The sequence below is a fragment of the Vreelandella profundi genome (assembly GCF_019722725.1).
Lineage (GTDB): Bacteria > Pseudomonadota > Gammaproteobacteria > Pseudomonadales > Halomonadaceae > Vreelandella > Vreelandella profundi.
This window is the reverse complement of sequence record NZ_CP077941.1, coordinates 792,264-818,287: the sequence shown is the minus strand read 5'-3', so window position 1 is coordinate 818,287 and position 26,024 is coordinate 792,264. Positions and strand designations below refer to the sequence as shown.

At 55.3% G+C, this 26,024-nt stretch carries 20 protein-coding genes; 8 read left to right on the top strand and 12 right to left on the bottom strand.

Features of this window, described 5'->3' with window-relative positions; translation table 11 throughout:
* Positions 1–30: 30 nt before the first annotated feature.
* On the top strand, positions 31–1,290 hold the full coding sequence (locus KUO20_RS03785) for an MFS transporter (RefSeq protein ID WP_235041579.1): 1,260 nt from the start codon (positions 31–33) through the stop codon (positions 1,288–1,290).
* Between the two features lie 13 nt (positions 1,291–1,303).
* Here KUO20_RS03785 and KUO20_RS03780 read toward each other — a convergent pair whose 3' ends face one another.
* From KUO20_RS03780 to KUO20_RS03765, 4 genes are all read right to left on the bottom strand, one after another.
* Complete coding sequence (locus KUO20_RS03780) at positions 1,304–3,016, bottom strand: bifunctional protein-serine/threonine kinase/phosphatase (RefSeq protein WP_235041578.1); 1,713 nt, start codon at positions 3,014–3,016, stop codon at positions 1,304–1,306.
* 106 nt (positions 3,017–3,122) lie between these two features.
* The gene (locus tag KUO20_RS03775) at positions 3,123–3,932 is read right to left on the bottom strand and encodes a formate/nitrite transporter family protein (protein WP_235041577.1); all 810 of its coding nucleotides are present in this window, start codon (positions 3,930–3,932) and stop codon (positions 3,123–3,125) included.
* 31 nt (positions 3,933–3,963) lie between these two features.
* Positions 3,964–4,806, bottom strand: coding sequence for a uroporphyrinogen-III C-methyltransferase (cobA, locus tag KUO20_RS03770; protein ID WP_235042411.1), 843 nt, complete (start codon positions 4,804–4,806; stop codon positions 3,964–3,966).
* A 40-nt stretch (positions 4,807–4,846) separates the two neighbouring features.
* The gene (locus KUO20_RS03765; RefSeq protein ID WP_235041576.1) at positions 4,847–7,576 is read right to left on the bottom strand and encodes a nitrate reductase; all 2,730 of its coding nucleotides are present in this window, start codon (positions 7,574–7,576) and stop codon (positions 4,847–4,849) included.
* Between the two features lie 781 nt (positions 7,577–8,357).
* Here KUO20_RS03765 and KUO20_RS03760 point away from each other — a divergent pair.
* From KUO20_RS03760 to nirD, 3 genes are read left to right on the top strand one after another with little or no spacing between them, the layout of a single operon-like run.
* The gene (locus KUO20_RS03760; protein ID WP_235041575.1) at positions 8,358–9,674 is read left to right on the top strand and encodes an NAD(P)/FAD-dependent oxidoreductase; all 1,317 of its coding nucleotides are present in this window, start codon (positions 8,358–8,360) and stop codon (positions 9,672–9,674) included.
* A gap of 2 nt (positions 9,675–9,676) precedes the next feature.
* Positions 9,677–12,208, top strand: coding sequence for a nitrite reductase large subunit NirB (gene nirB / locus KUO20_RS03755; protein WP_235041574.1), 2,532 nt, complete (start codon positions 9,677–9,679; stop codon positions 12,206–12,208).
* Between the two features lie 46 nt (positions 12,209–12,254).
* The gene (gene nirD / locus KUO20_RS03750) at positions 12,255–12,674 is read left to right on the top strand and encodes a nitrite reductase small subunit NirD (protein WP_235041573.1); all 420 of its coding nucleotides are present in this window, start codon (positions 12,255–12,257) and stop codon (positions 12,672–12,674) included.
* On the opposite strand, the gene KUO20_RS03745 is transcribed toward nirD, so the two are convergent.
* Positions 12,643–13,542, bottom strand: coding sequence for a MurR/RpiR family transcriptional regulator (locus tag KUO20_RS03745; protein ID WP_235041572.1), 900 nt, complete (start codon positions 13,540–13,542; stop codon positions 12,643–12,645). The genes nirD and KUO20_RS03745 overlap by 32 nt on opposite strands.
* A gap of 246 nt (positions 13,543–13,788) precedes the next feature.
* On the opposite strand from KUO20_RS03745, the gene KUO20_RS03740 reads away from it, so the two are divergent.
* Together KUO20_RS03740 and KUO20_RS03735 are read left to right on the top strand one after the other, a co-directional pair.
* The gene (locus tag KUO20_RS03740) at positions 13,789–15,114 is read left to right on the top strand and encodes an aspartate aminotransferase family protein (RefSeq protein ID WP_235041571.1); all 1,326 of its coding nucleotides are present in this window, start codon (positions 13,789–13,791) and stop codon (positions 15,112–15,114) included.
* Between the two features lie 33 nt (positions 15,115–15,147).
* Positions 15,148–15,717 carry a carboxymuconolactone decarboxylase family protein gene (locus KUO20_RS03735; protein ID WP_235041570.1) on the top strand — a complete coding sequence of 190 codons (570 nt, stop codon included), beginning with the start codon at positions 15,148–15,150 and terminating at the stop codon, positions 15,715–15,717.
* A gap of 80 nt (positions 15,718–15,797) precedes the next feature.
* Here KUO20_RS03735 and KUO20_RS03730 read toward each other — a convergent pair whose 3' ends face one another.
* Complete coding sequence (locus KUO20_RS03730) at positions 15,798–16,634, bottom strand: alpha/beta fold hydrolase (RefSeq protein ID WP_235041569.1); 837 nt, start codon at positions 16,632–16,634, stop codon at positions 15,798–15,800.
* 224 nt (positions 16,635–16,858) lie between these two features.
* Here KUO20_RS03730 and KUO20_RS03725 point away from each other — a divergent pair, with 224 nt between their 5' ends.
* Positions 16,859–17,791 (top strand): cation diffusion facilitator family transporter, encoded by a 933-nt coding sequence (locus KUO20_RS03725; RefSeq protein ID WP_235041568.1) that lies wholly within the window; start codon positions 16,859–16,861, stop codon positions 17,789–17,791.
* 18 nt (positions 17,792–17,809) lie between these two features.
* On the opposite strand, the gene KUO20_RS03720 is transcribed toward KUO20_RS03725, so the two are convergent.
* A complete protein-coding gene (locus KUO20_RS03720; protein ID WP_235041567.1) occupies positions 17,810–18,955 on the bottom strand; it encodes an MFS transporter in 1,146 nt (381 codons plus the stop codon).
* 298 nt (positions 18,956–19,253) lie between these two features.
* Here KUO20_RS03720 and KUO20_RS03715 point away from each other — a divergent pair, with 298 nt between their 5' ends.
* Positions 19,254–20,642, top strand: coding sequence for an aminotransferase-like domain-containing protein (locus KUO20_RS03715; RefSeq protein WP_235041566.1), 1,389 nt, complete (start codon positions 19,254–19,256; stop codon positions 20,640–20,642).
* A 69-nt stretch (positions 20,643–20,711) separates the two neighbouring features.
* Here KUO20_RS03715 and KUO20_RS03710 read toward each other — a convergent pair whose 3' ends face one another.
* The 5 genes from KUO20_RS03710 to KUO20_RS03690 all read right to left on the bottom strand — a co-directional run bounded on the left by KUO20_RS03710 (position 20,712) and on the right by KUO20_RS03690 (position 26,024).
* Positions 20,712–21,725: an Ldh family oxidoreductase gene (locus tag KUO20_RS03710; RefSeq protein ID WP_235041565.1), complete on the bottom strand. Its 1,014-nt coding sequence runs from the start codon at positions 21,723–21,725 to the stop codon at positions 20,712–20,714.
* A gap of 100 nt (positions 21,726–21,825) precedes the next feature.
* On the bottom strand, positions 21,826–23,400 hold the full coding sequence (locus KUO20_RS03705; protein ID WP_235041564.1) for an aldehyde dehydrogenase (NADP(+)): 1,575 nt from the start codon (positions 23,398–23,400) through the stop codon (positions 21,826–21,828).
* A 28-nt stretch (positions 23,401–23,428) separates the two neighbouring features.
* Complete coding sequence (locus tag KUO20_RS03700) at positions 23,429–24,184, bottom strand: FadR/GntR family transcriptional regulator (protein ID WP_235041563.1); 756 nt, start codon at positions 24,182–24,184, stop codon at positions 23,429–23,431.
* Positions 24,185–24,249: 65 nt separating this feature from the next.
* A complete protein-coding gene (locus KUO20_RS03695; RefSeq protein ID WP_235041562.1) occupies positions 24,250–25,050 on the bottom strand; it encodes an NAD-dependent epimerase/dehydratase family protein in 801 nt (266 codons plus the stop codon).
* 113 nt (positions 25,051–25,163) lie between these two features.
* Positions 25,164–26,024 carry an amidohydrolase family protein gene (locus KUO20_RS03690; protein ID WP_235041561.1) on the bottom strand — a complete coding sequence of 287 codons (861 nt, stop codon included), beginning with the start codon at positions 26,022–26,024 and terminating at the stop codon, positions 25,164–25,166.

Below are 26,024 nucleotides of genomic sequence, written 5' to 3'. Positions count from 1 at the left end.
ACCTAAATCTTCGCCTACCATGATGACGCCATGACCTCTGCTACCCAGTCACTGCCCAGCTCTTCGGAGCCTTTAGTACCGCTTCATCGCCAGTCCGGCTTTCTAAGCTTTTTGCTATCGCGATTAGCGGCGGTCTTTGCCATGCAGATTCAGGCCATTGTGGTGGCCTGGCAGGTGTATGACATCACCCGAGACCCGATGGCCCTGGCCTATGTGGGCCTGGCTCAGTTTCTCCCCATGGTGCTATTGCTACTGCCGGCCGGCGATTTTGTCGACCGTTTTTCGCGCAAGCGTATCTTGCAACTGAGCTGGGTCGTTCAGGGGCTGTGCAGCGCGCTGCTGCTGACGCTTTCGCTAAATGGAAGTCAGAGCGTCAGCGGCTTTTACGCGGTATTGGCATTGTTCGGTGCCGCGCGCGCCTTTACCGGCCCAGCCTTACAAAGCCTGTTGCCCAATATCGTCCCCCGCGCGCAGCTTGCCTCTGCGATTGCGTTAAACAGCTCTATCATGAAAGTAGCGGTCATTCTTGGCCCGCTATTAGGCGGCATTCTGTATGGGCTTGGCGGTGGCAGCTTGGCCTATAGCGTCTGCTTAGGATGCTTTATCGGCGCACTCTTGCTACTGCTGCCGGTGCCCATTCGCTACGTTGAAGCGGCTAAAACGTTGGAAAGTACCGCCATCAAGCGTTTTACGGCGGGCATTCGCTACATACGCTATCAGCCGATTATTTTAGGGGCGATTTCGCTGGATCTGTTTGCCGTGCTGCTAGGCGGAGTGGTGGCGCTGCTGCCTATCTATGCACAAGAGGTGTTGCACGTGGGGCCCGAAGGATTAGGCGCGCTGCGTAGCGCGATTGCTGTCGGCGCACTGCTCATGGGGCTTTACTTAGGCATACGCGGCATTAGGCGCCGCGCTGGGCTGGTGATGTTTGTGGCGGTCACTGTTTTCGGCATTGCCAATTTGGTGTTCGCTTTCTCGACGTTTTTCTGGCTGTCGATGGTGGCTATGCTCGTGGCCGGCGCTGCCGATATGATTAGCGTGTATGTGCGCACCACGCTGATTCAGCTCGCGACGCCCGATGAAATGCGCGGGCGTGTTAACGCGGTCAATATGCTGTTTATTGGTTCCAGCAATGAGCTGGGTGAGTTTCGCGCTGGCAGTATGGCGGCATGGTTTGGCGCCGTTCCGGCAGCCATCATTGGCGGCATAGGCACACTGGCGGTCGTTGGCGCCTGGATGAAGATTTTCCCAACCCTGCGCCAGGTCGACCGCTTTGACGACGCCCGCTGATACAAAGTACCTATTAACGCGCCAGCAGCGTGATAACGGTGATCGCCAGCGCCAGCGCTACGCCTTTCCAGAAAAGTACCGGGTCGCGCTCTAGCAGCGGTAGCTGTGCGCGCTTCAGTAACTCAGCACTAGGCGAGCGCAGCTCGAAGATAAATTCTGAAAGCGCCGGGTAGCGATGGTGCGGGCTAGGATGTAGCGCTTTTTTGAGCACTTCGTCCACCCAGGCAGGCAGCTCGCGGTTTTCACTCAGCGCCGATTGATAAGCAAGCTTATGCTGCCCCGCCCGGGTACGCGTTTTAGCCACCTCAGTGCCGTACGGCAGCGTGCCGGTTAACAGCTGATAGGTAATAACCGCGAGCGAGTATTGGTCTGACCGGGGCGAGCCCCCTTCTCCCAGAAAATACTCCGGTGCGGTGTATTGAGCGGTGCCTAAAATGTCATTGCTGATCTGGCCCTGCGCTTCGTCGATACCCGCCACCTTAGCAGCGCCAAAATCGATCAGCGTCACCGTGCCATGGCTATCGATCATGATGTTGTCGGGGCGCACGTCCTGATGCAGCATTTCGAGCCGATGGAACGCGCGTAGCCCTTTGGCAATTTGCTCAACAATAGGGCGCACGCGAGCGAGTTCGGCGTGGGGATGATCGCGCATCCACTGGGTCAGGGTTTGTCCTTCGATATAGCTCAGCACGGTATATAGATAATGGCGAGAACGCTCTTGGGCGGGGGCTTTGAGCACGTGTGCATTATTAATACGTCGCGCAATCCACTCTTCACGCACAAACCGTTCAATGCTCACCGGGTCTTGGCTTAACTCGGTCGAAAGCGTTTTCAGCGCGACGCTGTCGCCACTTTCAGTGTCTTGTGCCAGATACACATGGCTGCGGCTACTGGCATGCAGCTGCCGCACAATACGATAACCATCCAGCACGCTGCCCGCACGCAGCTCGGGCGGTTGAGGTAGCCCACTCAGCGCCGCGTAAAGCTCGTTGGCGCGATGTTCAGGCAGCGTTTCAATGCGCACAATCTGAACGGTTAGATTATCGTCGCTGCCATGTTCTATAGCCGCCGCCACTAGCGCTTTAGCCGCCGCGTTTAGATCATCATGCGCTTGAATCAGCGCCACCATTTCGGTGCTCGTCAGCCACTCATACGCCCCGTCGGTGGCGAGTATAAATACATCGCCCTCGCTGAGAGATACGCTGCGATAGTCCAGCTCCAGATGCTGACTAGCGCCCATCGCCCGGCTTAAATGACTGACGCCCTGAGATGCCCATACGCGATGATCCTCGGTCAGCGGCTCCAGCGTACTACCCGAAAGCTGATAAATACGGCTATCGCCAACGTGAAAGAGGTGCGCGGTGGTGGACTTAATCACCATCGCACTCAGCGTGCACACATAGCCGCGATCTAAGTTGTAGCGGAACTGACTTTGCCTGGTTTGGGCGTAAAGCCACGCATTGGTGGCCTGCAATACCCGCTGTGCGGAGGTTTTCACGGCCCAGGTGGCCGGGGTGGCGTAGTAATCGGCCAAAAAGCCGCCCACCGCCGCCTCGCTTGCTTCACGGCTTACGTCACTGCTGCTAATGCCATCCGCCAACGCTATCGTAATACCTTTGACTGAGCGCTGAGGTTCGCTGGGCAAATAGGCGCCATAAAAATCCTGATTGCTCGGCTTACGTCCTTTATCCGAATGCTGGCCGAGCGAAATGGTCAGCGCTGCCATTAGGCTTCCCCTAAAAAAGCCCTCGCCAAGGCGAAGGCTTAGATCAGTAACGAACTGTTCCTAAGCCGCTAACGATTAGCTCAAAGGGCTTATTCTAAGAGCTTGCTCAAAGGACTTTTTGCGGCGCGGTGCGCACGTGTGTGGTGTAGAGCGTCAAGCCGGTTAGCGCTAAACCACCGATTAAATTACCCAGCACTACGGGGATTTCGTTCCAGATCAGATAATCCATAATCGAAAAATTGCCGCCCAACATCAGGCCCGAGGGGAATAGGAACATGTTCACCACCGAGTGCTCGAATCCCATGGCGAAGAACAGCATAACCGGCATCCACATAGCGATAACCTTGCCGCTGACCGTGGTCGAAATCATCGCCCCTACCACCCCAAGCGAGACCATCCAGTTGCACAATATGCCGCGGATAAAAATCGTCAACATACCGCCAGCGCCATACTCTTTATAACCGAGCGTGCGCCCTTCCCCTACTTCACCAATGACCCGGCCCACTTCACTAGGTGCGGTGGTAAAACCGTAGGTAAAGACAATCGACATTAACAGCGCCACCGTTAACGCGCCGGCAAAGTTGCCGGTAAACACAACGCCCCAATGTTTAACGATGCGATTGATCGTGACGCCAGGCCGCTTATCCAGCCAGGCCAACGGCGTTAATACAAACACCCCGGTCAGCAAATCAAACCCCATCAGATAAATAATCGCAAACCCCACGGGAAACAGGATGGCGCCCAATATCGGATAGCCGGTTTGCACCCCCACCGTTACCGCGAATACAGCGGCAATAGCTAATATGGCACCCGCCATAAAGGCACGAATCAGCGCATCGCGGTTGGACATATGCAGCTTGGCTTCGCCGGCATCAACCATCTTGCTGGCAAATTCAGCGGGTAATAAATACGACATAGAGGCGTTTCCTTGGCAGTGGGTTTAAGGGTCAGAGAAGCGATGCAGCACAGACGTCGAGAGACTTTCCAGCCGGCGAGGTGGCAACCCGCTGTACCACGCTACCCACCACAATCAGGCACGGTGACGGTAGAGGATTCGCCGCCAGCATGTCTGGCATGCTGGCTAAGCTGCCCACAAGCGACTGCTGGCTTGGCTGGCTGGCGTTGGCCACTAACATGATCGGCCACTCATCCGGCAGGCCTGCCTGGCGCAAGCCTTGGCAAATCGCGGCTACTTTGGAGAGGCCCATATAAAACACCAGGGTTTCATCCTTACGTGCCAGTGCGGCCCAATCCGGCGTGCCCTCTTCACGGCATAGCTGGGCGGTAACAAAGCGCAGCTGCTGCGCATGGCCGCGATCGGTCAGCGGAATCCCCATGCAGGCAGCCGCGGCTGAGGCGGCGGTAATTCCCGGCACAATAGTGGCAGGCACCTGGGCGCCTGCCAGCGCATCCAGCTCTTCACCCATACGCCCAAACACCGCCGGGTCACCGCCTTTCAGGCGCACCACCGACTTTCCTTGCTGAGCAAGCGCGACCATCAGCGCGCCGATTTCATCCTGAGCAACGCTGTGATGGCCGCGCGCCTTGCCCACGTAGTAGCGCTCGGTGTGGCGAGGAATCAGTGCTAGCACCTCATCGCCGACCAAGCGGTCATAGACAACGGCATCCGCCTGCATGAGCAGCCGAGCAGCCTTGAGCGTTAATAGCTCGGCATCGCCGCTACCCGCGCCGACTAAGTAAACCTGCCCGGCGCGGCAATCACCGTGCAGCGGCAGGGATAACGCTGCGTGGTGCGCAGCGCTTGACGAGCATGCACGCGGCAGCGGCATACGAGTCAGTGGCGCACGAGACACCAGGCGCGCCAAGACGCTATGCGCTTTCAGTAGCAGGGGATTGCACAGGGCGTTGTAAAGCGCGCGCATGGGGCCGCTCCTCTTCAATAAGTGATTTCAATTCGGGAATACAGCTGCCGCACTGAGTGCCGCAGGCGAGCCTGGCGCCAAGCGCTTCGATGCTGGTATCGCCGGCACGAATGGCGTTAGTAATAGTGGTTTGGCCGACTTGATGACAGCTGCACACCACAGGGCCGGTATCCGCAGCGCCGTCGTCACAGCCGGCCAATAAGCGCCGCCGATGGATATCACTCAGCGCCGCCTCGTTAAAGCGGGACTCCAGCCACGCCAACCCCGGAAGCTCGCTGGGTAGGCCGACCATGAGCCACCAGCGAAGCTGGTCATTTTCAACACCCGCCGCACGCAGGCGCCCGCTCGCGGCATCCTGGCTGAGTACCGACACAGACCCTGGCAGCCAGGCGCTAAGCTGTGCTAACCAGTCGCTGATCGGCTGGACATCGGCGAGCTGCCAGCGCTGGCAGCCGCGCATAGGAATGCGTGTCCAGTAGGCGCTGGCGCACCACGGCGTTGCTTCTACAGCAGCATCCGCCATCAGCAGCGTGGCCTGCCACTTCACCTCTAGCGGCGCAAGCGCCACGGCACCGTGCTTGGACTCCGGCTGACCGGAGAACGGGTCCGTAATGCTGTCGATCAGCGCACTGCTTCTAGCCTGCTGGGTGAAGCAATCGGTCCAATGAATGGGTACAAACACCTCGCCACGCCGCTGGGCATTGGAAATCCGCACACGGGCACGAAACTCCCCCTTCGCAGCGGTTAATACTGCCAAGCCTTGATCAGTAACACCGGCGACGTGGGCATCGTCGGGGTGCACGTCCATAAACGGTTCCGCGCGGTGATTCATTAAGCGCGGCGCGCGAGCGGTGCGCGTCATGGTGTGCCACTGGTCGCGAATTCGACCGGTATTTAGGCGCAGCGGGTAAGCGGCGCTAAGCGCCTGTTCGGGCCACTGCGGAACAATCGCCAGCAGCTTGGCGCGACCATTCGCAGTGGCAAACTCACCGTCTTCAAACAGCCGAGCAGTGCCCTTCGGTGCGGCCTTGGTGACCGGCCATTGAATCGGCGCTAAGGCGTCGTAGCCTGCGCGCCCCAGCCCAACCAGGCCCGAGATATCAAATAGCCGCTTCGGGCTGGCAGGCACCGTGCCATTTTCAAATTCTGAAAGCCGTGCGTGCTCGTCAAAAATCTCCCAGGGATGCGCATAGTTAAACGCCTCAACAAACCCCAGCTGTTTGGCCACTTCGCAGATAATCCACCAGTCGTGGCGCGCCTCGCCAGGGGGCGGCAACATACCTCGCTGGCGAGAAATACGGCGCTCAGAGTTGGTCACGGTGCCATCTTTTTCCGACCAGCCTGATGCAGGCAGCACGATATCGGCATAGGGCAACAGGTCGGTGTGGGCCGCGCACTCGGATACGATTACCAGCGGGCATTTTTCCAGCGCGGCGCGCACTCGCGCCGCATCGGGCAGGCTAACCACAGGGTTGGTGGCCATGATCCAAAGCGTTTTAATCTCGCCGCGCTCAATGGCCTCAAATAGCTCAACGGCTTTATAGCCGGGGCTTTCGGATAACGTCGGCGCAAGGTTTTCGGTTGCCCAAAAGCGGCTGACCAGATCAATCGCACCGGGGGTGTGATAATCCATGTGGGCGGCTAACTGATTGGCAAGCCCGCCGACTTCGCGCCCGCCCATCGCATTGGGCTGGCCGGTAATTGAAAACGGCCCGGCTCCCGGCAAGCCAATTTTTCCGCCCGCTAGGTGGCAGTTAATAATCGCGTTGCATTTATCGGTGCCGCTGGAGGATTGATTGACGCCTTGAGAATAAAGCGTGACCACATGCAGCTGGCTGGCAAACCAGTAAAAGAAGGTTTCCAGCCGCTCGGGGTCAACATCGCAGGCGGCCGCGAGATCAGCCACCGACCCTGCGGACTGCTGGGCAGCCGCCAAGGCATCGTCAAAGCCCTCGGTGTGGCGCTCAATGTAAACAGTATCGAGCCTGCGATGCTGCTCCATCCACGCCAGCAAGCCGTTAAACAAATACGCATCGCTACCCGGTTTAATACCTAGATAGAGATCGGCGATTTCACAGCTGTCGGTCACCCGCGGATCAATCACCACCAGGCGCATCAGCGGGTTGCGCTCTTTAGCGACTTTAATGCGCTGGTAAAGCACCGGGTGATTCCAGGCAAGGTTGGACCCCACCAGCACGACTAGCTCGGCCTCTTCCAAATCCTCGTAGTTACAGGGAACCGCATCCGCACCGAAGGCGCGCTTGTAACCGGCTACCGCTGACGCCATGCAAAGGCGCGAGTTGGTATCTAAATGTGGAGTGCCTAAAAAGCCTTTAAATAGCTTGTTAGCCACATAGTAATCTTCGGTTAAAAGCTGCCCGGAAAGATACGCTGCCACGCAGTGATTGCCATGCGCTGAGCGCAGCGATTTCAGGCGCTGCGCGACGGTACTCAGCGCGACGTTCCAGGTAACGTCCACACCATCGACTCGGGGATGCGTTAAGCGCCCCTGGTGACCCAGCGTTTCATGCAGCGCCGACCCTTTGACACACAGCCGCCCGTAGTTGGCCGGGTGCTCAAGATCGCCTTCGACAGCACACAGCGTACCCGCTTTCACGGTTGCCGTTACGCCGCAGCCGACGCCGCAATAGGGGCATGTCGTTTTAGCCTGAGTCATAGCTACTCCTCGGGTTGCTCATTAACGCCACGCATAAAAAAACGCCCAGTCCTTTTCTCTAATGCGCTGTATAAACGCATTGGGAGAAGAGGGCTGGACGTCGTTGCCACAGCGCACCTTCAGCGGTGTCGACTAATTCACTAACAACTGCATGTTTCCTGACAGTGGCACATTGTTAACGGCTACTTATTTTTCTAACGGCTTTGGACTTGTTCGCTGCCATCGCCTATCAATGCGCTTGCTGCTTGTTAACTCACTTATTGTCTAACTTATTGATTAGATAACTGCAAAAGACAGTCCGCCCATCGCTATTTATTAAATTAAGCCTTTAAAAACAGAATCTTGAAAATAAAAAAATTCGTAGCTGAGCGTTTTATATCCGCCCAGAGCACTTTAAATGATGCCAGGGAGTGCATGACAAACACTTAACGCACCATTGACGTGCAGGCCTACGTTCGAGCAGCTAACTTAGTTATCGATAAAATCCTTCTAAGCAACTGACATAACTATAAAAAACAAAATTTAAAAAAAGTTGGCTAGATAATTGCTTATTACACATCAAGACATATCAAGACATATCAAGATTTTTAAATTAACGGGCAGCCAATGGCGGTTGCCGTGCGTTTAAAGCTTAGTTCTAAAGCTTTGGTCTAAAGCTTAGATTTAAAAAAAACGCTATCGGGCAACGACGCCCCTGCTACCTCTTCTGAAAAGAAGGTGTAACGGGGGCGTTTTTTTTGCTTGATGCTCAAGCAGCCGCAACGACACAGAGGAGCCGCCCATGGAAACCACATCCCAGTGCTCATCGATTCGTCATCTGGTGATTATTGGCAACGGCATGGCGAGTCATCGTTTGGTTGAGGCGTTGGTGAAAAAGCCTACTCGCCCACAGCGCATCACGGTCATCGGTGCAGAGCCTACCCCTGCGTATAACCGTATTCTGCTCTCACCGCTGCTTGCGGGTGAGATGCAGCCCGATGCACTGACGCTGCGCGACGCCGCGTGGTACGCAGATCAAGGCGTCACGCTAATCCTTGGCGAAAAAGTCGACACGCTTGATCGCGTTCATCAAACGCTCACCACCGATAGCGGCCGCACGCTCAATTACGATCACGTGGTACTAGCCACCGGCTCACGCCCAGCAATGCCCGACATTCCAGGCATTGAGCTTGGCGGAGTGCATGGCTTTCGCGACTTACAGGATGCCGCTGCGCTTGAGGCCATTGCCCTCCGCGGAGGTAACAGCGTGGTTATCGGAGGCGGCCTGCTGGGGTTAGAAGCCGCCGAAGGGCTGCGTAAACGCGGCAATAATATGCACGTTAGCGTGCTCCAACGCAGCGAGCGGCTAATGAACCGGCAGCTGGATACGACCGCCTCGCATCTGCTGCAAAACACCCTGACTCAACGCGGTTTGAATATCGTTACCGGCGCCCAGCTAGTAAGGCTAGAGGGCGACGCCCAGGGCCAGGTCGCCAGCGTGCATCTTGCAGATGGCCGCACGCTGGACGCTGCCAGCGTGATTATCGCTGCCGGCATTACGCCCAATGCAGCGTTGGGGCATCACGCTGGCCTGGCAACAGAGCATGCCGTTTTAGTCGATGAATATCTCACGACCAGTGATCCGGCTATTTCAGCGCTGGGCGAGTGCTGCCAGTTTAATGGCGCAACTTACGGCTTGGTGGAGCCAATATGGCGGCAGGTAGACGTGCTCGCGGCGACGCTATGCGACACCGCGACGCCTGGATACAAGGATGCCCCTAGCACAACCAAACTCAAAATCAGCGGCATTACGCTTTATGCCTTTGGCCCCACCCAGGCCACCGCTGAGCATGACGTGCTGAGCTACCGCGACATCGAACGCGGCGACTATCGCCGGGTGCTGCTACGCAACGGGAAGATTGAAGGCGCGGTGCTTTACGGCGATACCGCGCTGGGCCCTTGGTACTTCGAGCAAGCACTCGCAGGCTGCAATCTAAATGACTGCCGCCAGGCGCTGCTGTTTGGCGCTGCAGATGCTGAAGTGCTGCTTAGCGCGGCGTCGGAAAATTCGTCTGTCTCTTACGCAAACTCATCTCACCCAACGCCGGAGGCGGCTTAGTCATGTCTACTAAAAACGGGTCTATTCAAACAACGTCTACCCAGCAGCTTATTATTATTGGTAACGGTATGGTCGGCCATCACCTGGTCGAGCAGCTAGTCGACAACGGCGCACTGGAACGCTATCAGGTCACCGTGTTTGGCGAAGAACGCCACCGCGCCTATGACCGAGTGCATCTTTCTGAGTACTTTAGCGGCCGCGATGCAGACGCTCTGGCGCTTTGTGAAGCGGATTACTATGCCCTAAGCAACGTGGAGCTGCGCAGCGGTGAAGCTGTGATCGAGATTGACCGCGCAACCCATGAAGTGATTACCGACCAGGGCCGCTACCCCTATGACCGTCTCGTGCTGGCCACCGGCTCCTATCCGTTTGTGCCACCCATTCCGGGGAACGACCGCGAAGGCTGCCTGGTCTATCGCACGCTGGACGATCTTGATGCCATTCGCGCGATCGCTGAAACGGCCACCACCGGCGTGGTCGTCGGGGGCGGCTTGCTGGGGTTAGAAGCGGCCAATGCTCTGCGTGGCTTGAACCTAGACACTGCGGTTATTGAGTTTGCGCCGCGCTTAATGCCGATGCAGGTGGATAACGAAGGCGGCGAGCTGCTGCGCGAAAAAATTGAAGCGCTCGGCGTGCAGGTGCTCACCGAGCGCGCGACGCAGCGCATTGAGGATGGCGAAGCAAGCCGCCACCGCATGGTTTTCCAAGACGATAAAATTCTTGAAACCGACCTGATTGTCTTTTCAGCCGGCATTCGGCCTCGCGATCAGCTCGCGCGAGACTGCGGCCTGGAGATTGGCGAACGCGGCGGTATCGTTGTGGATAATCAGTGCCTCACCAGCGACCCGGCCATTCTCGCGGTTGGCGAGGTGGCGCTATGGAATCAAAGTATTTTCGGCCTTGTCGCGCCCGGCTATCAAATGGCCAAAGCCGCGTTTTCGACGCTGATGGACGGCAGCACGCGCTTTGCTGGCGCCGACATGAGCACCAAGCTCAAACTGCTGGGCGTGGATGTCGGTTCAATTGGGGATGCCCACGGCAATCAAAACCCCGGCGCTCGAATGTTCCGCTACCTGGATCCGATCAAACAGGAATACCGCAAGCTGGTCGTTTCCAGCGACGGTAAAAAGCTGCTCGGCGCTATGCTGGTCGGCAACAACGGCGTTTACGACACGCTGTTGCAGTATTACGCCAACGGCATTGAACTGCCCGCTGAGCCCGCGTCATTGATTCTGCCCCAGAGCGGCGCGGCCCCTGCCCTTGGCCCTGGCTCGCTGCCGGAAACGGCGATGATTTGCTCCTGCCATAACGTCAGCAAAGCCAATATTTGCGCCACGATTGACGGTGGAGCGGAGGATCTTGCTGGTGTAAAAGTCGCCACGAAAGCCAGCACCGGGTGTGGTGGCTGTACTGCGCTGCTCAAAAGCGTGGTCGACTATGAGCTGGAAGCACGCGGCGTCGACGTCGATAAATCGATTTGCGAACACTTCGCCCATACCCGCCAAGGGCTCTACGATATTGTCCGCGTCGAAGGTATCAAAACCTTCACTGATTTAATTGAAAAGCACGGCAATCCTGACACTCACCGCTTAGGCTGCGATATTTGCAAACCCGCCGTGGGTTCTATTCTGGCCTCCTGCTTTAACGAGCCCATCACCGATGCCGCGCATATTCCTTTGCAGGATACCAATGATACGTTCATGGCCAACATGCAAAAGAACGGCACCTACTCGGTAGTGCCGCGCGTGGCCGGTGGTGAAATCACGCCTGACAAACTGATCACGCTGGGTGAAGTCGCTAAAAAATACAGCCTCTACTCAAAAGTCACCGGCGGTCAGCGAATCGATTTATTTGGTGCACGCCTGGAAGATCTGCCGGATATCTGGAGCGAGCTGATTGCAGCCGGTTTTGAGACCGGCCACGCCTACGGCAAATCGCTGCGCACGGTGAAATCCTGCGTGGGCAGCACCTGGTGCCGCTACGGCGTGCAGGACAGCGTCGGCATGGCGATCTGGTTAGAGAATCGCTACAAAGGTCTGCGCTCTCCTCACAAGATCAAGTTTGGCGTTTCCGGCTGCACCCGCGAATGCGCTGAAGCCCAGAGCAAAGATATCGGCATCATTGCCACCGAGAACGGCTGGAATCTCTACGTCTGTGGCAACGGCGGCATGCGCCCGCGCCATGCCGAACTGTTCGCCACCGATCTTGACGATGAACAGCTCTATCGCACTATCGACCGCTTCTTGATGTTTTACGTCCGCACGGCTGATCGCCTACAGCGCACCTCCGTGTGGCGCGAAAACCTCGACGGCGGCCTGGCGTATCTTAAAGAGGTGATTTTGGACGATAGCTTGGGCATCAACGCCGAACTGGATCGCCAGATGCAAACGGTGGTAGACACCTATCAATGCGAATGGGCAGAGGCCATCAGCAATCCTGAAAAGCTCAAGCGCTTTCGCAGCTTCGTCAATGATGACCGCCCAGACCCATCGATCATTATGACCTCCGAGCGCGGCCAGCTACGCCCGGCGTAAGCGATCCTGTGCACTGTCACTGACACTGAATAAAACGAGGCATCCCATGACCGCAGCTGCATTGAAAAACGAGATGGATACGGCAGGCTTCAACCACACTACGACGTGGCAAAAGGTGTGTACCAAGGCCGATTTAGTGGCCTTCTCAGGCGTTGCCGCGTGGCTTGAAACCACAAGCGGCCCTGCCCAAGTCGCCATTTTCTATTTGCCGGTCGACCCAAACTCCACGACGCTACCTGGCCGTGCCACTGAGCTTTACGCCCTCGACCACTTTGACCCCTTCTCCAAGGTCAATGTAATCGCCCGCGGTATCGTCGGCGATATAAAAGGTGCGGCCGTTGTCGCCTCACCTATCTACAAGCAGCATTTTCGCTTAGAAGACGGCCAGTGTTTGGAGGACGAAAGCGTCACGCTACGCACATGGCCAATCGCCTTTAAGGGCGACGCGGTTTGGATTGAGGGATAGCCGTAGCGTACGTTTTCAGCTGCGCGAAATGATCATCGGCACGCTGCAAGGCGTTTAATGATTTGGATCGGTCATGCTCAGCCAATAAGGTGCACAGTACTTCGGAGACGGCTAAGGCAGGGGTGAGCGTATGGAAGAAGCTGTAGCTTTCCGTAGCGCAAAAAATCGTGTGGGTGGACATTCCGACCAGCGGCGATACTTCGCTGTCGGTGATCGAAAGAATGTCCAGCCCCTTGTCTTTAGCCAGCTGCGCAAGCGCTAGCGTCTCAGCTGCATAAGGCTTGATGGAGACGACGAGCACCACGTCATCCGCCGTCGCGCGAATGAGCGCGTCTCCACCGGTCCCCGCCGGCCCATCTAGATGAACCGAACGATCGCTTAACAGTGACATAACGTAATGGAAATGCCATGCAACGGAATGACACGAGCGCAAACCTAACACGTATACCTTCCTCGCCGCCCCCAGCCGCTCGGCAACGGCTTCAAGCCGCTGCAGCGAATCAGGTTCGCTGAGCCTAGCAATCTGGGCGCTCAGCCCATGCAGCATATGAGAGGCAATATCGCTTTTGGGCTGCTCGGTATCTTCGCTTTCGCGCAGGCGAACCTTGGCAGCAAAGCCGTCGCTTCCCCGACGCAGCGCCGCGGCATAATGTGCCCGAAGTTCATCGTACCCTTGCATGCCTAAGAACTTTGCAAGCCGTGTCATCGTCGCGGGTTGCACCGCCGCATGGCGCGCCAGCTCACGCATGGACACCAGCGCTACTTCGTCCGGATACTCAAGCACGTAGCGAGCGGCCTGCTGGAGTTGCCCTGACATGACATCGTACTGGGCAATGATCTGCTCTCTCAGAGGGTCGCTCTGCGCCATTCGGATTGCCTCTTATCGGCTCATGTAAGTGATTCAGCATTCGCCAAGCCGCTGAGCCATGGGGCCCTCGGCGCTGAACAGCCCATGATTTAAACGTTACTGATCTCAAAAAACAATGATCTAAACGTTTTAAAAATAATTTAATGATTCAAATGTTGCCGATATCTATAGAGTTGTGCCAATCTTCTTGTCATCTCAAGCCCACACCACCGAGTGGTCAGGGCAGGTTAAGAAGGAACCGACTCTATGACACGTATTCTTCATCGCGGCATCGGCGCAACGCTGCCTCATGCTGCGTCTGCGCAGGGTGTCTACATCACCGATACCAGCGGGCGCCGCTATCTCGATGGTTCAGGAGGCGCGGCCGTCACCAGCGTCGGCCACGCTCATCCTGAAGTGTTGGCAGCCATGCGATCGCAGATTGATCATCTTTGCTATGCGCACACGGCTTTTTTCACCACGGATGCTGCTGAAGCGCTTGCGGAGAAGCTCGTCGATTTAGCGCCCGAGGGGCTAAATTACGTCTACCTGGTATCAGGTGGTTCAGAGGCCGTTGAAGCCGCTTTGAAGATGGCGCGGCAATACTTTGTGGAGATTGGCGCTCCCCAGCGGCGACACATCATCGCCAGGCGCCAGAGCTATCACGGCAATACCATCGGTGCTTTAGCCACGGGCGGCAACGCGATGCGGCGCCAACAGTTTCAGCCTATCCTGCCAGAAACTCATCACGTCTCGCCCTGCTATGCTTATCGCGACAAGGGCGTTGATGAGTCACCGGAAGCTTACGCCGCAAGGCTTGCAGACGAACTCGAAGCCAAGATTCTGGCGCTTGGCCCTGAGGAGGTCATGGCCTTCGTTGCCGAGCCCGTGGTGGGGGCAACGCTGGGAGCGGTCGGCTCGGTTGCGGATTACTTTAAGCGCGTTCGCGCTATTTGCGATAAATACGGCGTCCTGCTGATTCTTGATGAAGTCATGTGCGGTATGGGACGAACCGGCACCGTGTTTGCCTGCGAGCAAGACGGCGTCATACCGGATATCGTCACCATCGCCAAAGGCCTGGGTGGAGGCTATCAGCCAATCGGTGCAGTGATGCTGTCGGAGAAAATCTACGCAAGCTTTGCCAACGGTTCAGGCCAGTTTCAGCACGGGCATACGTACATTGGCCACCCCGTTGCGGCCGCCGCTGCCAATAAAGTGGTTGAGATCATTGCCCGGCCGGAGACACTGGCTAACGTTAACGCCATGGGCGCGAGGTTGCAGAGCGGCCTTGAAGCAGCTCTCGCGGCCTCCCCCCACGTGGGCGATATACGCGGCAGAGGCTTGTTTCGCGGTATCGAAATAGTCGCCAACCGAGCGCATAAAACACCTTTCGATCCGACTAAAAAGATTCATGCCAAGATCAAGCGCCAGGCCATGGCACGGGGCCTGATCAGCTATCCAATGGGCGGTACCATTGATGGCACTTACGGTGATCATATTTTGCTGGCGCCGCCTTACATTATTGAGCCCAGCGATATCGATCTGATCATTGAACGCATTGCTGACGCTATTAACGCCGCGATCGCAGAATAACGGCGATAACGCACTACTTGAATGGAGCCTCTCATGAACCCATCCCCCTGCCCGCCCATTGCGGATGCTGACTGGCCGAGCGAAATTGCCGATCAACGCGATGGCTTTGCCGGTGCACTGAATGTTTATCGCACCATGGCGCACCATCCGGCTCTGCTTGAGGCGTGGGCACCGCTGCGACAACATGTGGTAAAAGAAAACGCACTAGGACCTGAGCTGACCGAAGTGGTGATTTTACGCGCGGGCCTGCGTATGGAGGCGGCCTATGAGTGGGCGCATCACGTCAGCCGAGCACTTGCTCTTGGATTCACCGAGGCGCGGATCACTGCCATTCGAGGAATGCCAGAGGGCGTTGACGGCCTCATCGTTCAAGCCGTTGATGCGCTATTTGACGCGCGCATGCTGGCGCCTGAGCAGGAGTCAGCACTGACAGCAGCCATTGGCCGTAAGGCCGTGATCGATTTGATCGCGATGGTGGGTTTCTATTCGGTGCTGGGCTATCTGCTCAAAACCTACGACACGCCCCTTGATACCAATATTCAAAAGGAAGCGGAGAAAAGACCGGCGCTATTTTCGATAAATCCGCCTGCCGCCGCTGCATAACCTGAGAAGATCATTAAAACATAATCGCCGCCTACAGCAGGCGGCGATCTTGACTATTTAGGCACTTATAAAGCGCTTGTTTAGCTCTTCAGAAACGTAATCAGCGCCTGATTAAACTTCTCTGGATGAGTAGCATTGACGCCGTGGGGCCCGCCTTTGATAACTTCTAGCGTGGCATTGGGCAGCATCTCTTGCGCCCGCTTACCGCTTACTTCAAATGGCACGATGCCGTCTGAATCGCCGTGCAGCACTAATGTAGGAATATCTATCTTAGGCAAGTCTTTGCGGAAATCGGTGTAGCTGAACGCTTTGATGCAGTCGTAAGTCGCTTGCGGTGAGGCAAAGGCAGCAATATCGCGGTGATAAAGGCGATTAGGCTCACTGACTAAATCGCTACGCTCACCCGCGGTAAAGAAGTCTTTGGTAAACCCGTCTAAAAACGCGAGACGATCACCGGTTACCCCGTCTAAAAACTGGCTGATCGTAGCATCGTCCAGCCCACCGTCCGGATTGTCATCTGACTTATACAAATAAGGCGGCACCGCCGACGCAAACACCGCTTTACTGACACGCCCTGTGCCGTAGCAGGAAAGATAGCGTGCCACTTCGCCGCCACCCATTGAAAAGCCCACTAAGGTAGCGTCATTCAGATCAAGCATTTCAATAAGCTTCTTTAGATCTGACGCTAGCGTGTTGTAATTGTAGCCACCGTCGGGCTGAGTAGACTTGCCAAAGCCTCGACGATCATAGGTGATCACCTTATAGCCCGCCTCCACCAGCGCAGGTACCTGCTTTTCCCAGGAACGCCCGCTTAACGGCCATCCATGAATAAGCACAACGGGCTTACCCGCTCCGCGAACTTCGTAATACAGCTCTACCGGCGTGCCTTTTTCCGTTCCTACGCTCAGCATTGGCATCGTTTAACTCTCCTATTGGGCGTCAAGTGAATCAAACAAACACATCATCAGATGTTAAAACTTATGTTAGGACTTACGATCCGGCTCGACCGTTAATGTGAGGCCGCATATTGAAGATTGAGCATGCACCGCCTCGGCGCTAAATAAGCATTCGGTATGAGACTAGCAAAGTTGCTATGCTTACCGACTCTATTATCTCTGTGTGCATTGGAGCAAAAAAGTTCGTGAAGACAGAATCAAGTACGTTAGCGTTCTCTGCCTTTATGGCACTGCTGATCGGCTGTGCTGGCATTACCGCCACGCTGGCCTCCAACTCCCAAGCAATCCTGCTGGACGGGCTGTTCAACCTTATCTATTTCAGCATAGCACTGGTGACGATTAAGGTAAGCAAACTGGCGAGTCGTCCCGACAGTGAATCCTATCCGTTCGGGTATAACTATTTTGAGTCGCTGGTAAACCTCTGCAAAGGGCTGCTGATTTTAGGCGTATCTATTTTCGCCTTAGTGGATGCTGTCGCTGCGCTGCTCGCCGGTGGGCGTGAAATATCGGCAGGCATCGCCGTTCTGTATGCGCTATTTGCCACCGCCGCCTGCTCTCTCACCGCCTGGGTGATGCACCGCAGTCAGCGTCATGTTCACAGCCCGCTGGTTAGCGCCGATAAACTCAACTGGATGGTGAATAGCTTAATCTCTGCTGCGATCTTAATGGCCTTTTGCCTCGTGATGCTTTTTGAGCAGATGGGATGGTACACCGTACTGCCCTATGTGGATTCAGTACTGGTGATTGCCGTCGTTATTCTGTGCTTAGGTGTGCCGGTACGCATGGCTTCCCAAGCATTAAGAGAATTACTCAACAAAACGCCTGAAGAAGCTATCGCAGAGCCTGTCCGCCAAGCCGTAGCGCGTGGTCTCGTTGACATTGATACCGTAGAGGTGCGCTTGCGCATGGTGCGCCCCGGCCGCATGCTGTATGTCATGGTGCACGTAGTGCTGCCCGAAACAGCCGATGTTTCAATCATAAGCCAAGACGAACTGCGCGGCCGTATTGATAACGAAGTACGCCGTTACTACGCGCCGGTGGTGTGCGACGTTGTATTTACCGCCGATACCCGCTGGGCAGCACCCTCTTGTGGGCTATTGGTCAAAACGCACGTTTAAGTACCAATGACGCACCAGCTACTGCGCTTTTCGCAATAAGCCAATGGTGACGGCGACTCCGCTCACCAATGCGAGCCCAAACAGCGTTAACGCGAGCGTATGCCCCACCGCATCAATCAGCATTCCCGTACTTATCACGGGAATGCTGAAACCGATATAAGCCATCAGAAAATAGCCCGCGCTAGCCTGGGTAGACAACTCACCGGCAATTGCCAACACGCCACTTAATCCCCCGAGATAAATAAATCCATAGCATGCGCTGCTAGCAGCAACCGTGCCGAGCAGCACTACGAAGAGATAACCGTGAATCGCGCCCCAGGCGATCAAGCTATAGGCCAGCGGTAGAATAACCAGTCCCAATACGGTAGCGGTACGGGGCTCAAGCTTTCTCGCCCAGGGCTGAAACAGCACCCCGCAGCTGCAAATGCCAAAGGTGGCGAAGCCACTCCAGGCGGATAAACCGTGTTGGCTTAATGCCGAAGGTAAAATTGCAATCACCAGTCCCACCATCGCCCAGGCCAACAAAATCGCCAGGCCATAGGCAAGAGCGCCTTTAGGGAAGCTAGGCAGACGCAGCATTGGGTTTTTGATGGGATTCGGTGCGCTATCCTTAAGCGTGGAAACCACCACCAGCGCCAGCGAAGCGATAACGAGATAAAGCCACAGGCTGGGCGGCGATACGCTTGGGGTGTGGAAAACAAACAAACTAGTCACTGCCGCCCCTAGCCCAAACCCAAGGGCGGTACTGGCCGTTACATAGTTAGTCGCCACACGGTTATCCTGGCCACCCAACAGCATTTGCATATAAGCCGGGGCTACTGCCGATGTCAGCCCCATGCTGATGCCGAGCAGAAAACGGGCAAACCCCAGTGCTATTAAGTTAGGCATCACCAAGGTAATAGCCGTCGCAAAAAGGCTTAACAGCAGTGCCGTCACGATTAATGGCTTACGTCCGACCCGCTCAGCAAGACCATTTAAACCCAGCAATACCGGCAAAACGCCAACCACATAGCAGGCAAAGGCAATGGTTGTGGCTCCAACACCCAGCCCGTCTCGGGCCGCCAGCGCATCGTAAAGCGGGGCCTGTAAATTAACCGCCGTCGTAATCATACATAGCGCAAACGCCAGGCAGGCGGCACTCTTTTTATTGATAGCTAAACTCATAGTTGTGTCTCAATAATCACAAGTGCGAGGGCAGGTTGAAGCGAGGGCCTTTTGACAGGGCCGGAAAACATTCCCGACAATTCCAGCATTTCCGCCATCCATGGCGATCAGATATCAAAAGTAGTGCCCACGGATGTGTTTACAGCGCCCTCGTGGAAACGCAGGCAGATACCAGCATCGATGGCGCTGAACCGCTACCCTCCCACGCCTAGCACGCTGGGGTAAGGTACACTTATCCCCCACTTTCCAGACACTGTTCCGCCCTTTTAGCGAACAGTTAAAAGCCATAGGGCACGTTATGAAACTAGAGGTTAATCGGCACGCCACGACACCCATCGCCCAGCAGCTCGAAGCCGGTATTCGTGCTTGGATTGCCGATCATGGCGCAGGTGGTGGCCGACGCTTACCCTCTATTCGTCGCTTAGCAGCGACCCACCACATTAGCCGTAACGCGGTGATTGAAGCTTACGAACGGCTTGTCGCTTCTGGATTAGTGCGCTCACGGCCCGGCTCAGGTTTTTATGTGGCGGATAGCGCGGCAACACTGGCATCACAACCCGCAGCTACGAGCAGCTTGGAAGAGGTTACCAACGGGCTATGGGGACTTTTCAGTGCTAGTGATCACACGCTCAAGCTGGGTTGCGGCTGGCTGCCAAGCGATTGGCGTGAGGGCGATGACCTAACTCACGCCATTCGCCAAGTGGCACGTAAGAGCCGTTCAGGCATCTTCGAGTACAGTACCCCTCAAGGGCCGCAGGATTTGCGTGATTTGATTCAGGAACGCCTGCGCCCACTCGCGATGAACGCCGACGCCAAGCAGATCGTAATGACGGGCGGTGGCAGCCATTCACTGGATCTACTGGTACGGATGCTGCTTGAGCCCGGTGATGTAGTGTTTGTGGAATCGCCCGGCTATTATAATCTGTTCGGGCTGCTGCACTTGCAGCGCATTCGCGTCATAGGCGTGCCTCGCCTTGCCGACGGGCCCGATATTGAGCGCTTAGAGCAATTGTTAGCCGAGCATCGTCCCAAGCTTTTCTACATCAACAGCGTTTTTCATAACCCCACCAGCAGCACTCTAACGCCCGCCATTGCGCATCGGGTATTACAGCTGGCGGAACAGCACGATTTTCAAATTATTGAAGACGATATCTACGCGGATTTCCAGCATACACCCACCTCGCGCTTAGCAGCGTTAGACGGTTTAAACCGGGTTTTCTACCTTGGCAGCTTTTCAAAAAGTCTTTCTTCTTCGTTACGCGTAGGCTTTATCGCCACCCCGCCAACGCTGGTACAGCGCTTGGTCGATATCAAGATGTTGACCAGCATCTCTGCATCACGCTTTGCCGAACAGATCGTCATTACCATGCTGCAAAACGGTAGCTATCGGAAGCTCACCGAACGGCTAAGAACGAAGCTATCCAATCAAATGGCGATGGCACTCACGATGCTCAAAAAAGCGGGTTGGGAAATTTATACCGAGCCCGCGGGAGGAATGTTTATTTGGGCGAGGCCACCCTCTGACATCTCGCTCGAGAGGGTGTCTGAATTGGCTAAGCAGTGGGAAGTCACGCTATCGCCGGGGCATTTATTCTTTGCTGATCACCAGCCCACAGCGTGGCTACGCCTTAACGTTGCTTATATGCAGGACCCCAGGGCAAAAGCGTTTATCGAGGCGGTGAGCTAACAGCGTTCTGCTAAGCGATTCTTGCACAACAGACTATTAGCGCCGTCACCTCACCGGCTAGTGAAGCAATTAATCCGCTAACGCATTGAGTTCGTCATACAGCGCTTTGGGGAACGTGACGCCATTAGCATGGCTTCTTTCCCGAGCTTCAAAACGCCGCTGCGAAGGCAGGCGTGCGCCTTGGCCAAGAATACTGTCGAAAAGAACTTCGGCATGTTTGAGATGGCTTTCGGCTTGGCTGCCGAGAAAAGCCTCAGGTGATATCGCAATAATCAGCTCGCCATGGAAGGGCTTGCCGGTTTTTTCGGCGTTCGCGGCCTGGGTTTCGTGGCCGAGCAGATCACCGATTAGCGGGCCGGCTAACAACTCCACCATGGTAGAAAGCGCTGAGCCTTTATAGCTTCCAAACGGCAGCATGGCACCCGCTAGTGCAGCCACCGGATCAGTAGTAGAGTTGCCTTCATCATCGATTGCCCACCCGTGGGGAATCGACTTACCAGCGCGCCTATGCAGCTCTATTTCGCCCCTCGCGACCACGCTGGTCGCAAAATCAAACGTATAGGGCGTGCCATCAGGGCGCGGCCAGGAAAAGGCAATGGGGTTGGTACCCAAAAGAGGCAAAGTGCCGCCTGTCGGCGCCACAAAAGCGTGACTTGGCGTCATTGCTAGCGCCACCAGCCCTTCTGCAGACAGCGCTTCAACCTCGGACCACAGGGCTGAGAAATGAAAGCTATTGTTAATCGCGAGAGCCGCAATCCCATTCGCTTTAGCTTTTTCTATCAGCATAGGCTTACCAAGCTCAAACGATAGCAGTGAGCAGCCCTTATTCGCATTGACCTTAACAACGCTCGCAGCCTGATCCGTAATGCTTGGTTCAGCATCGGTATCAACACCACCATTTAAGGCGGTTTGGACACACCCAATCAGCCTATACAAGCCATGCGAGTGGCACTCATCACGCTGTGCTGCCAAAACGCTTTTGGTAATCGCATCGGCATGGGCCTGACTAAAACCGTTTTTGATGAGCACCTTTTTACTCAGCGTTTCGGCTTCCTGCAGAGAAATCGTAATATCATCACTCATAGCATCACCTAACTTATTATCTTTATTGGCATTTCTATTACGCAATAAAAAAAGCAGGTACCGAGTACCTGCTTTCTATTCGCCTAACGTTCGAGCGTTTTTACAGTTCGCGCTTACCGTCGACTAAACGCGTGGTGCTCAGAGGATTACCATCTTTTAGCGCCTCGGGTAGCAGGCCTGCTGGCAATGACTGATAGCAAACGGGGCGTAGGAAACGGTGGATAGCCGCCGTGCCTACTGACGTAGTGCGAGAATCAGACGTTGCCGGGAACGGACCGCCGTGTACCATGGCATGGCAAACTTCAACGCCAGTGGGCCAGGCATTGGCCAGAATACGGCCAGCCTTGCGCTCAAGCGTAGGTAGCAGTGCTTTGGCAGCATCCAGGTCTGCGTCATCCATATGTAGCGTTACGGTTAGCTGACCTTCAAGCTGTTCAGCCACACGTTTTACTTCGGCGTCATCAGCGCATTCGATCACTAAAGAGCTGGCGCCAAACACTTCAGCCTGCAGCGCTTCTGAAGCAAGGAAGTCGTTCGCTGAAGCGGCAAACAGGGCTGTCTGGCATTGGTAATCACCACCTGTTTTACCGCGAGCAACTTCACGCACTTTATCCGCACTGCTCCAGTTAGCAACACCCTCTTGATAAGCGCTATGGATGCCTGGGGTGAGCATGGTCTGTGGACCGCTGGCTTCTACTGCGCCTTTCGCAGCTTCAATGAAGGCGTCCAGCTCAGGGCCTTTCACCGCGATGACGAGGCCGGGGCTAGTACAGAACTGGCCAGCGCCCATGTTGAGCGAACCAATAAAGGCTTCGCCTAGCGCCTTGCCACGCGCTTTCAGCGCCGCAGGCAATAAGAACACAGGGTTAATGCTGCTCATCTCGGCATAAACCGGGATCGGCTGCGGCCGCGCCTGAGCAGTTTTCATCAGCGCCGTACCGCCACTGCGTGAACCGGTGAAACCCACTGCTTGAATACGCGGATCGTCGACCAGCGCCTGACCGATTTCTCGACCGGAACCGAACAGCAGTGAAAACACACCTTCTGGTAACTTGCAGGCTTTAACCGCTTTTTGAATCGCACGACCTACCAGTTCAGAAGTGCCTGGATGCGCAGAGTGACCTTTTACGACCACTGGGCAGCCCGCGGCTAGTGCAGAGGCTGTATCGCCACCCGCGACCGAAAAAGCCAGCGGGAAGTTGCTCGCCCCGAAAACTGCGACAGGCCCGAGTGCGATATGGCGCTGACGTAGATCGGCACGCGGCAGCGGCTGGCGCTCCGGCATAGCAGGATCAATACGCACATCCAACCACTCTCCTGCACGTACAACAGAGGCGAATAAACGCAGCTGCCCACAGGTTCTGCCGCGTTCACCTTCAATACGCCCTTGCGGAAGCCCAGATTCTGCGACGGCACGCTCAATCAGCTCGCTGCCGATCGCTTCAATTTCACTGGCGATGGTTTCAAGAAACGTAGCACGCTCTTCAAGCGATGTTTCCCGGTAGGTGTTATAGGCCGCTTCGGCAAGCTCGCAGGCCTGCTCAACGTGTGCTCGACTGCCGCCAGGATAGACGGGGTCTAAAGATTCGCCGGTCGCGGGATTAACCGCTTGAATATTGGCTTGCGTTCCGGAAACGGCCTGTTGGCCAATCAGCATTTTGCCTTGAATCGTCATACGTTGCTCCTCATATGGGTCAGTGATATCACTGGTCGCGATATTTTGCGTACATGTTGCGCGCCCGGTTAAGGTGCTGAAACATCGTTTCACGGGCGGCTTGGGCATCGCGGGAAAGAATGGCTTCAATAATGGACGAGTGTTCTTCCTGAACTCTTTCCAAATAAAGTTCGGAAGAAATCGGGTTAATATCGGTACTCAGCAGCTTAGCGCGCGGAATCACGCTCTGGCTCCACTGCTTATAAAATGATTGGAAAAAAGGATTTTTCGTCGCCGTCGCGATGGCAAAGTGAAAAAGATAATCCTCTTCCCTCGCCTGGCTTTTCTGAGCAAATGCGTTGCTAAAGGCTAGATGCTGGGTCTCTAATCGCTGACGGTCTTCGTCATCATGGCGTAAGGCCGCTAGCTCAGCTGCTGCAGGCTCTAGCGTCAAACGCAGCTCCAGAAGATGTAAAATATCTTCCACTGTGGTCGGGTTGATACGCTCAGCAGGCCGTGCCTCTAAGCTAGAAGAACGCAGCACTGTGGTACCTACGCCACGTCGTGTTGCTACCAGTCCCAGGGATTTAAGATGGGTAATTGCCTCACGTATGACGGTACGACTCACGCCAAATGAATCACAAAGGCTGTTCTCTGTAGGCAGCTTTTCCCCCACGGTGACCTTGCCTTGGGTGATCAAGGCTTCCAACTGATCGGCCACGTGAACGGACAAGCTTCCCTGCTGCATCACTTTATTTACTTGAAGCGGTTTTAGGGCAGATGCCGTTGCGTTTTGCTTGGCCATGAAAGCTATCCTTAATCAAAGGCTAGGTTGTATTATATTATACAACCTAGATCTCAAGAGAACCACTAGGCGTCGTCTGGGTGGCCTAGTTTGGTAAATTTACCCCCATGATAGCGCACTGCGAAATCGTTACTATCAATATCGCGGTCAATCTCTTCCGTCTCAGCTCGCCAAGGTTCAGAACTATCTTTAGGAGACCAACCCAAGAAGGCTACATGAGAGTTATCCCACCACTTTTCGGCATTATCCGAGGCGCCATAGATGACGGTATAGCCTAAACGCGGGGTCACAAAAGCGCGCTCTAAGAGACTAACAAAATCTCCCAAACTCAGCCAGGTGGCCATCATACGAGTATCGACCGGCTTGTCGAAGCACGAGCCAATTCTGACGCTCAGCGTTTCCACTCCAAATTTGTCGTGATATAGGCTGGCGAGGTTTTCACCGAAACATTTCGAAACGCCATACAACGAATCCGGCTTTTGCACTACCTGGGTATCAATACGCTGATTGCGCTCGTAAAAGCCGATAGCGTGATTTGAACTAGCAAACACAATCCGCGGCTTGCCTTGTTTACGCGCTGCTTCATACAGGTGGTAAGTACCCATGATATTGGCCTGTAAGATGGCTTCCCACGGGCTCTCTAGCGACATACCCCCTAGATGAACAATTCCATCACAATCGCGTACTAGATCAGCGACCGCCTGCATGTCATTAAGGTCGGCTTGAACTAGCTCTTCACCCTCCCCCGGCGCGCCTAAGTCTGCAATGTCGGAAAGCCGCACATGCTTGGCAAGCTTCGACAAATGAGGTCGTAGGCTTTTGCCCAGCCCGCCCGCCGCACCGGTAACGAGAATGCGATTTAACATATGAACTCCTTGTTCTTTTATAAAAGCCACGTTTGAAAACGTAACGTTGTAAAAGTGCAAATACTGGGATTTAAAACTGAATCTTTACAGCCAGAGTCTTAAAAATAAGCGCCTTAAAAGCCGTATAGTTCAGCAGGGTTATCCACAAGAATTTTTTGGCGCACATTCTCATCGGCCCAGTGCAGCAATACGTCAAGCTGATCAGCATCATCAGGGTAGTGCTCACGAGGAACGCCAACATGAGGCCAGTTCGAACCCCAGATAACGCGCTCAGGCGCATGCTGGATAAGCCGCTTGGCAATCGGATCTACGTCGGCGTAATCAGGGCCGCCGGTCAGGCTAGTTTCATAGCCACCGCAAATCTTAATCCACGCATTGCCGCGATCTAACAAACTTAGCATCTGATCAACCCGCGCATCGTCAGCGGCCACTGGGGGCATAAACTTGCCGATATGATCAATAATATAATCAGTTTCAATTGCTTTCAGCGTCGTCATGTAGCTGTCGATTTCTCGGCCATTAAACTGCACCATTAAATGCCAGCCAAAGGGACGTACACATTTCTCAACAGCGGCTAGCTCTGCAATTCCCACTGCGCCACCGGGTAGCTGCATGATTCTGGCACCGCGTGCACCCTGAGCATGTAACGATTCAATCTGTGCTTCAGAAGCATCAGGGGCTACTGCCACAATGGCCCGGGCGCGCTCCTGCCCAATTTCCTTAACCCCTTGCAGAATAGCCCGGTTATCAAATTGATAGGCATTGGACTGTGTGACCACAACGCGTTCAAGAGAAAGCCATTTCTGAACTTGTTGATAATCAGAGACCGTCGCCAATTCTGCGATATTGGGGCCACCCGGCTGGGACTCATAGCCAGGTAAATATAGATGCATATGGCAATCGGTTGCCCCTGCAGGAGCCTTTAAGATCGGGGGCTTACCGCTGAGCAGACGAGTATTAGTGGGGATAGACAA

Bases quoted from the DNA above. Each gene is read 5' to 3' on its own strand.
- KUO20_RS03785 (WP_235041579.1), top strand. From the start codon at position 31: ATGACCTCTGCTACCCAGTCACTGCCCAGCTCTTCGGAGCCTTTAGTA.
- KUO20_RS03780 (WP_235041578.1), bottom strand. From the start codon at position 3,016: ATGGCAGCGCTGACCATTTCGCTCGGCCAGCATTCGGATAAAGGACGT.
- KUO20_RS03775 (WP_235041577.1), bottom strand. From the start codon at position 3,932: ATGTCGTATTTATTACCCGCTGAATTTGCCAGCAAGATGGTTGATGCC.
- cobA (WP_235042411.1), bottom strand. From the start codon at position 4,806: ATGCCGCTGCCGCGTGCATGCTCGTCAAGCGCTGCGCACCACGCAGCG.
- KUO20_RS03765 (WP_235041576.1), bottom strand. From the start codon at position 7,576: ATGACTCAGGCTAAAACGACATGCCCCTATTGCGGCGTCGGCTGCGGC.
- KUO20_RS03760 (WP_235041575.1), top strand. From the start codon at position 8,358: ATGGAAACCACATCCCAGTGCTCATCGATTCGTCATCTGGTGATTATT.
- nirB (WP_235041574.1), top strand. From the start codon at position 9,677: ATGTCTACTAAAAACGGGTCTATTCAAACAACGTCTACCCAGCAGCTT.
- nirD (WP_235041573.1), top strand. From the start codon at position 12,255: ATGACCGCAGCTGCATTGAAAAACGAGATGGATACGGCAGGCTTCAAC.
- KUO20_RS03745 (WP_235041572.1), bottom strand. From the start codon at position 13,542: ATGGCGCAGAGCGACCCTCTGAGAGAGCAGATCATTGCCCAGTACGAT.
- KUO20_RS03740 (WP_235041571.1), top strand. From the start codon at position 13,789: ATGACACGTATTCTTCATCGCGGCATCGGCGCAACGCTGCCTCATGCT.
- KUO20_RS03735 (WP_235041570.1), top strand. From the start codon at position 15,148: ATGAACCCATCCCCCTGCCCGCCCATTGCGGATGCTGACTGGCCGAGC.
- KUO20_RS03730 (WP_235041569.1), bottom strand. From the start codon at position 16,634: ATGCCAATGCTGAGCGTAGGAACGGAAAAAGGCACGCCGGTAGAGCTG.
- KUO20_RS03720 (WP_235041567.1), bottom strand. From the start codon at position 18,955: ATGAGTTTAGCTATCAATAAAAAGAGTGCCGCCTGCCTGGCGTTTGCG.
- KUO20_RS03715 (WP_235041566.1), top strand. From the start codon at position 19,254: ATGAAACTAGAGGTTAATCGGCACGCCACGACACCCATCGCCCAGCAG.
- KUO20_RS03710 (WP_235041565.1), bottom strand. From the start codon at position 21,725: ATGAGTGATGATATTACGATTTCTCTGCAGGAAGCCGAAACGCTGAGT.
- KUO20_RS03705 (WP_235041564.1), bottom strand. From the start codon at position 23,400: ATGACGATTCAAGGCAAAATGCTGATTGGCCAACAGGCCGTTTCCGGA.
- KUO20_RS03700 (WP_235041563.1), bottom strand. From the start codon at position 24,184: ATGGCCAAGCAAAACGCAACGGCATCTGCCCTAAAACCGCTTCAAGTA.
- KUO20_RS03695 (WP_235041562.1), bottom strand. From the start codon at position 25,050: ATGTTAAATCGCATTCTCGTTACCGGTGCGGCGGGCGGGCTGGGCAAA.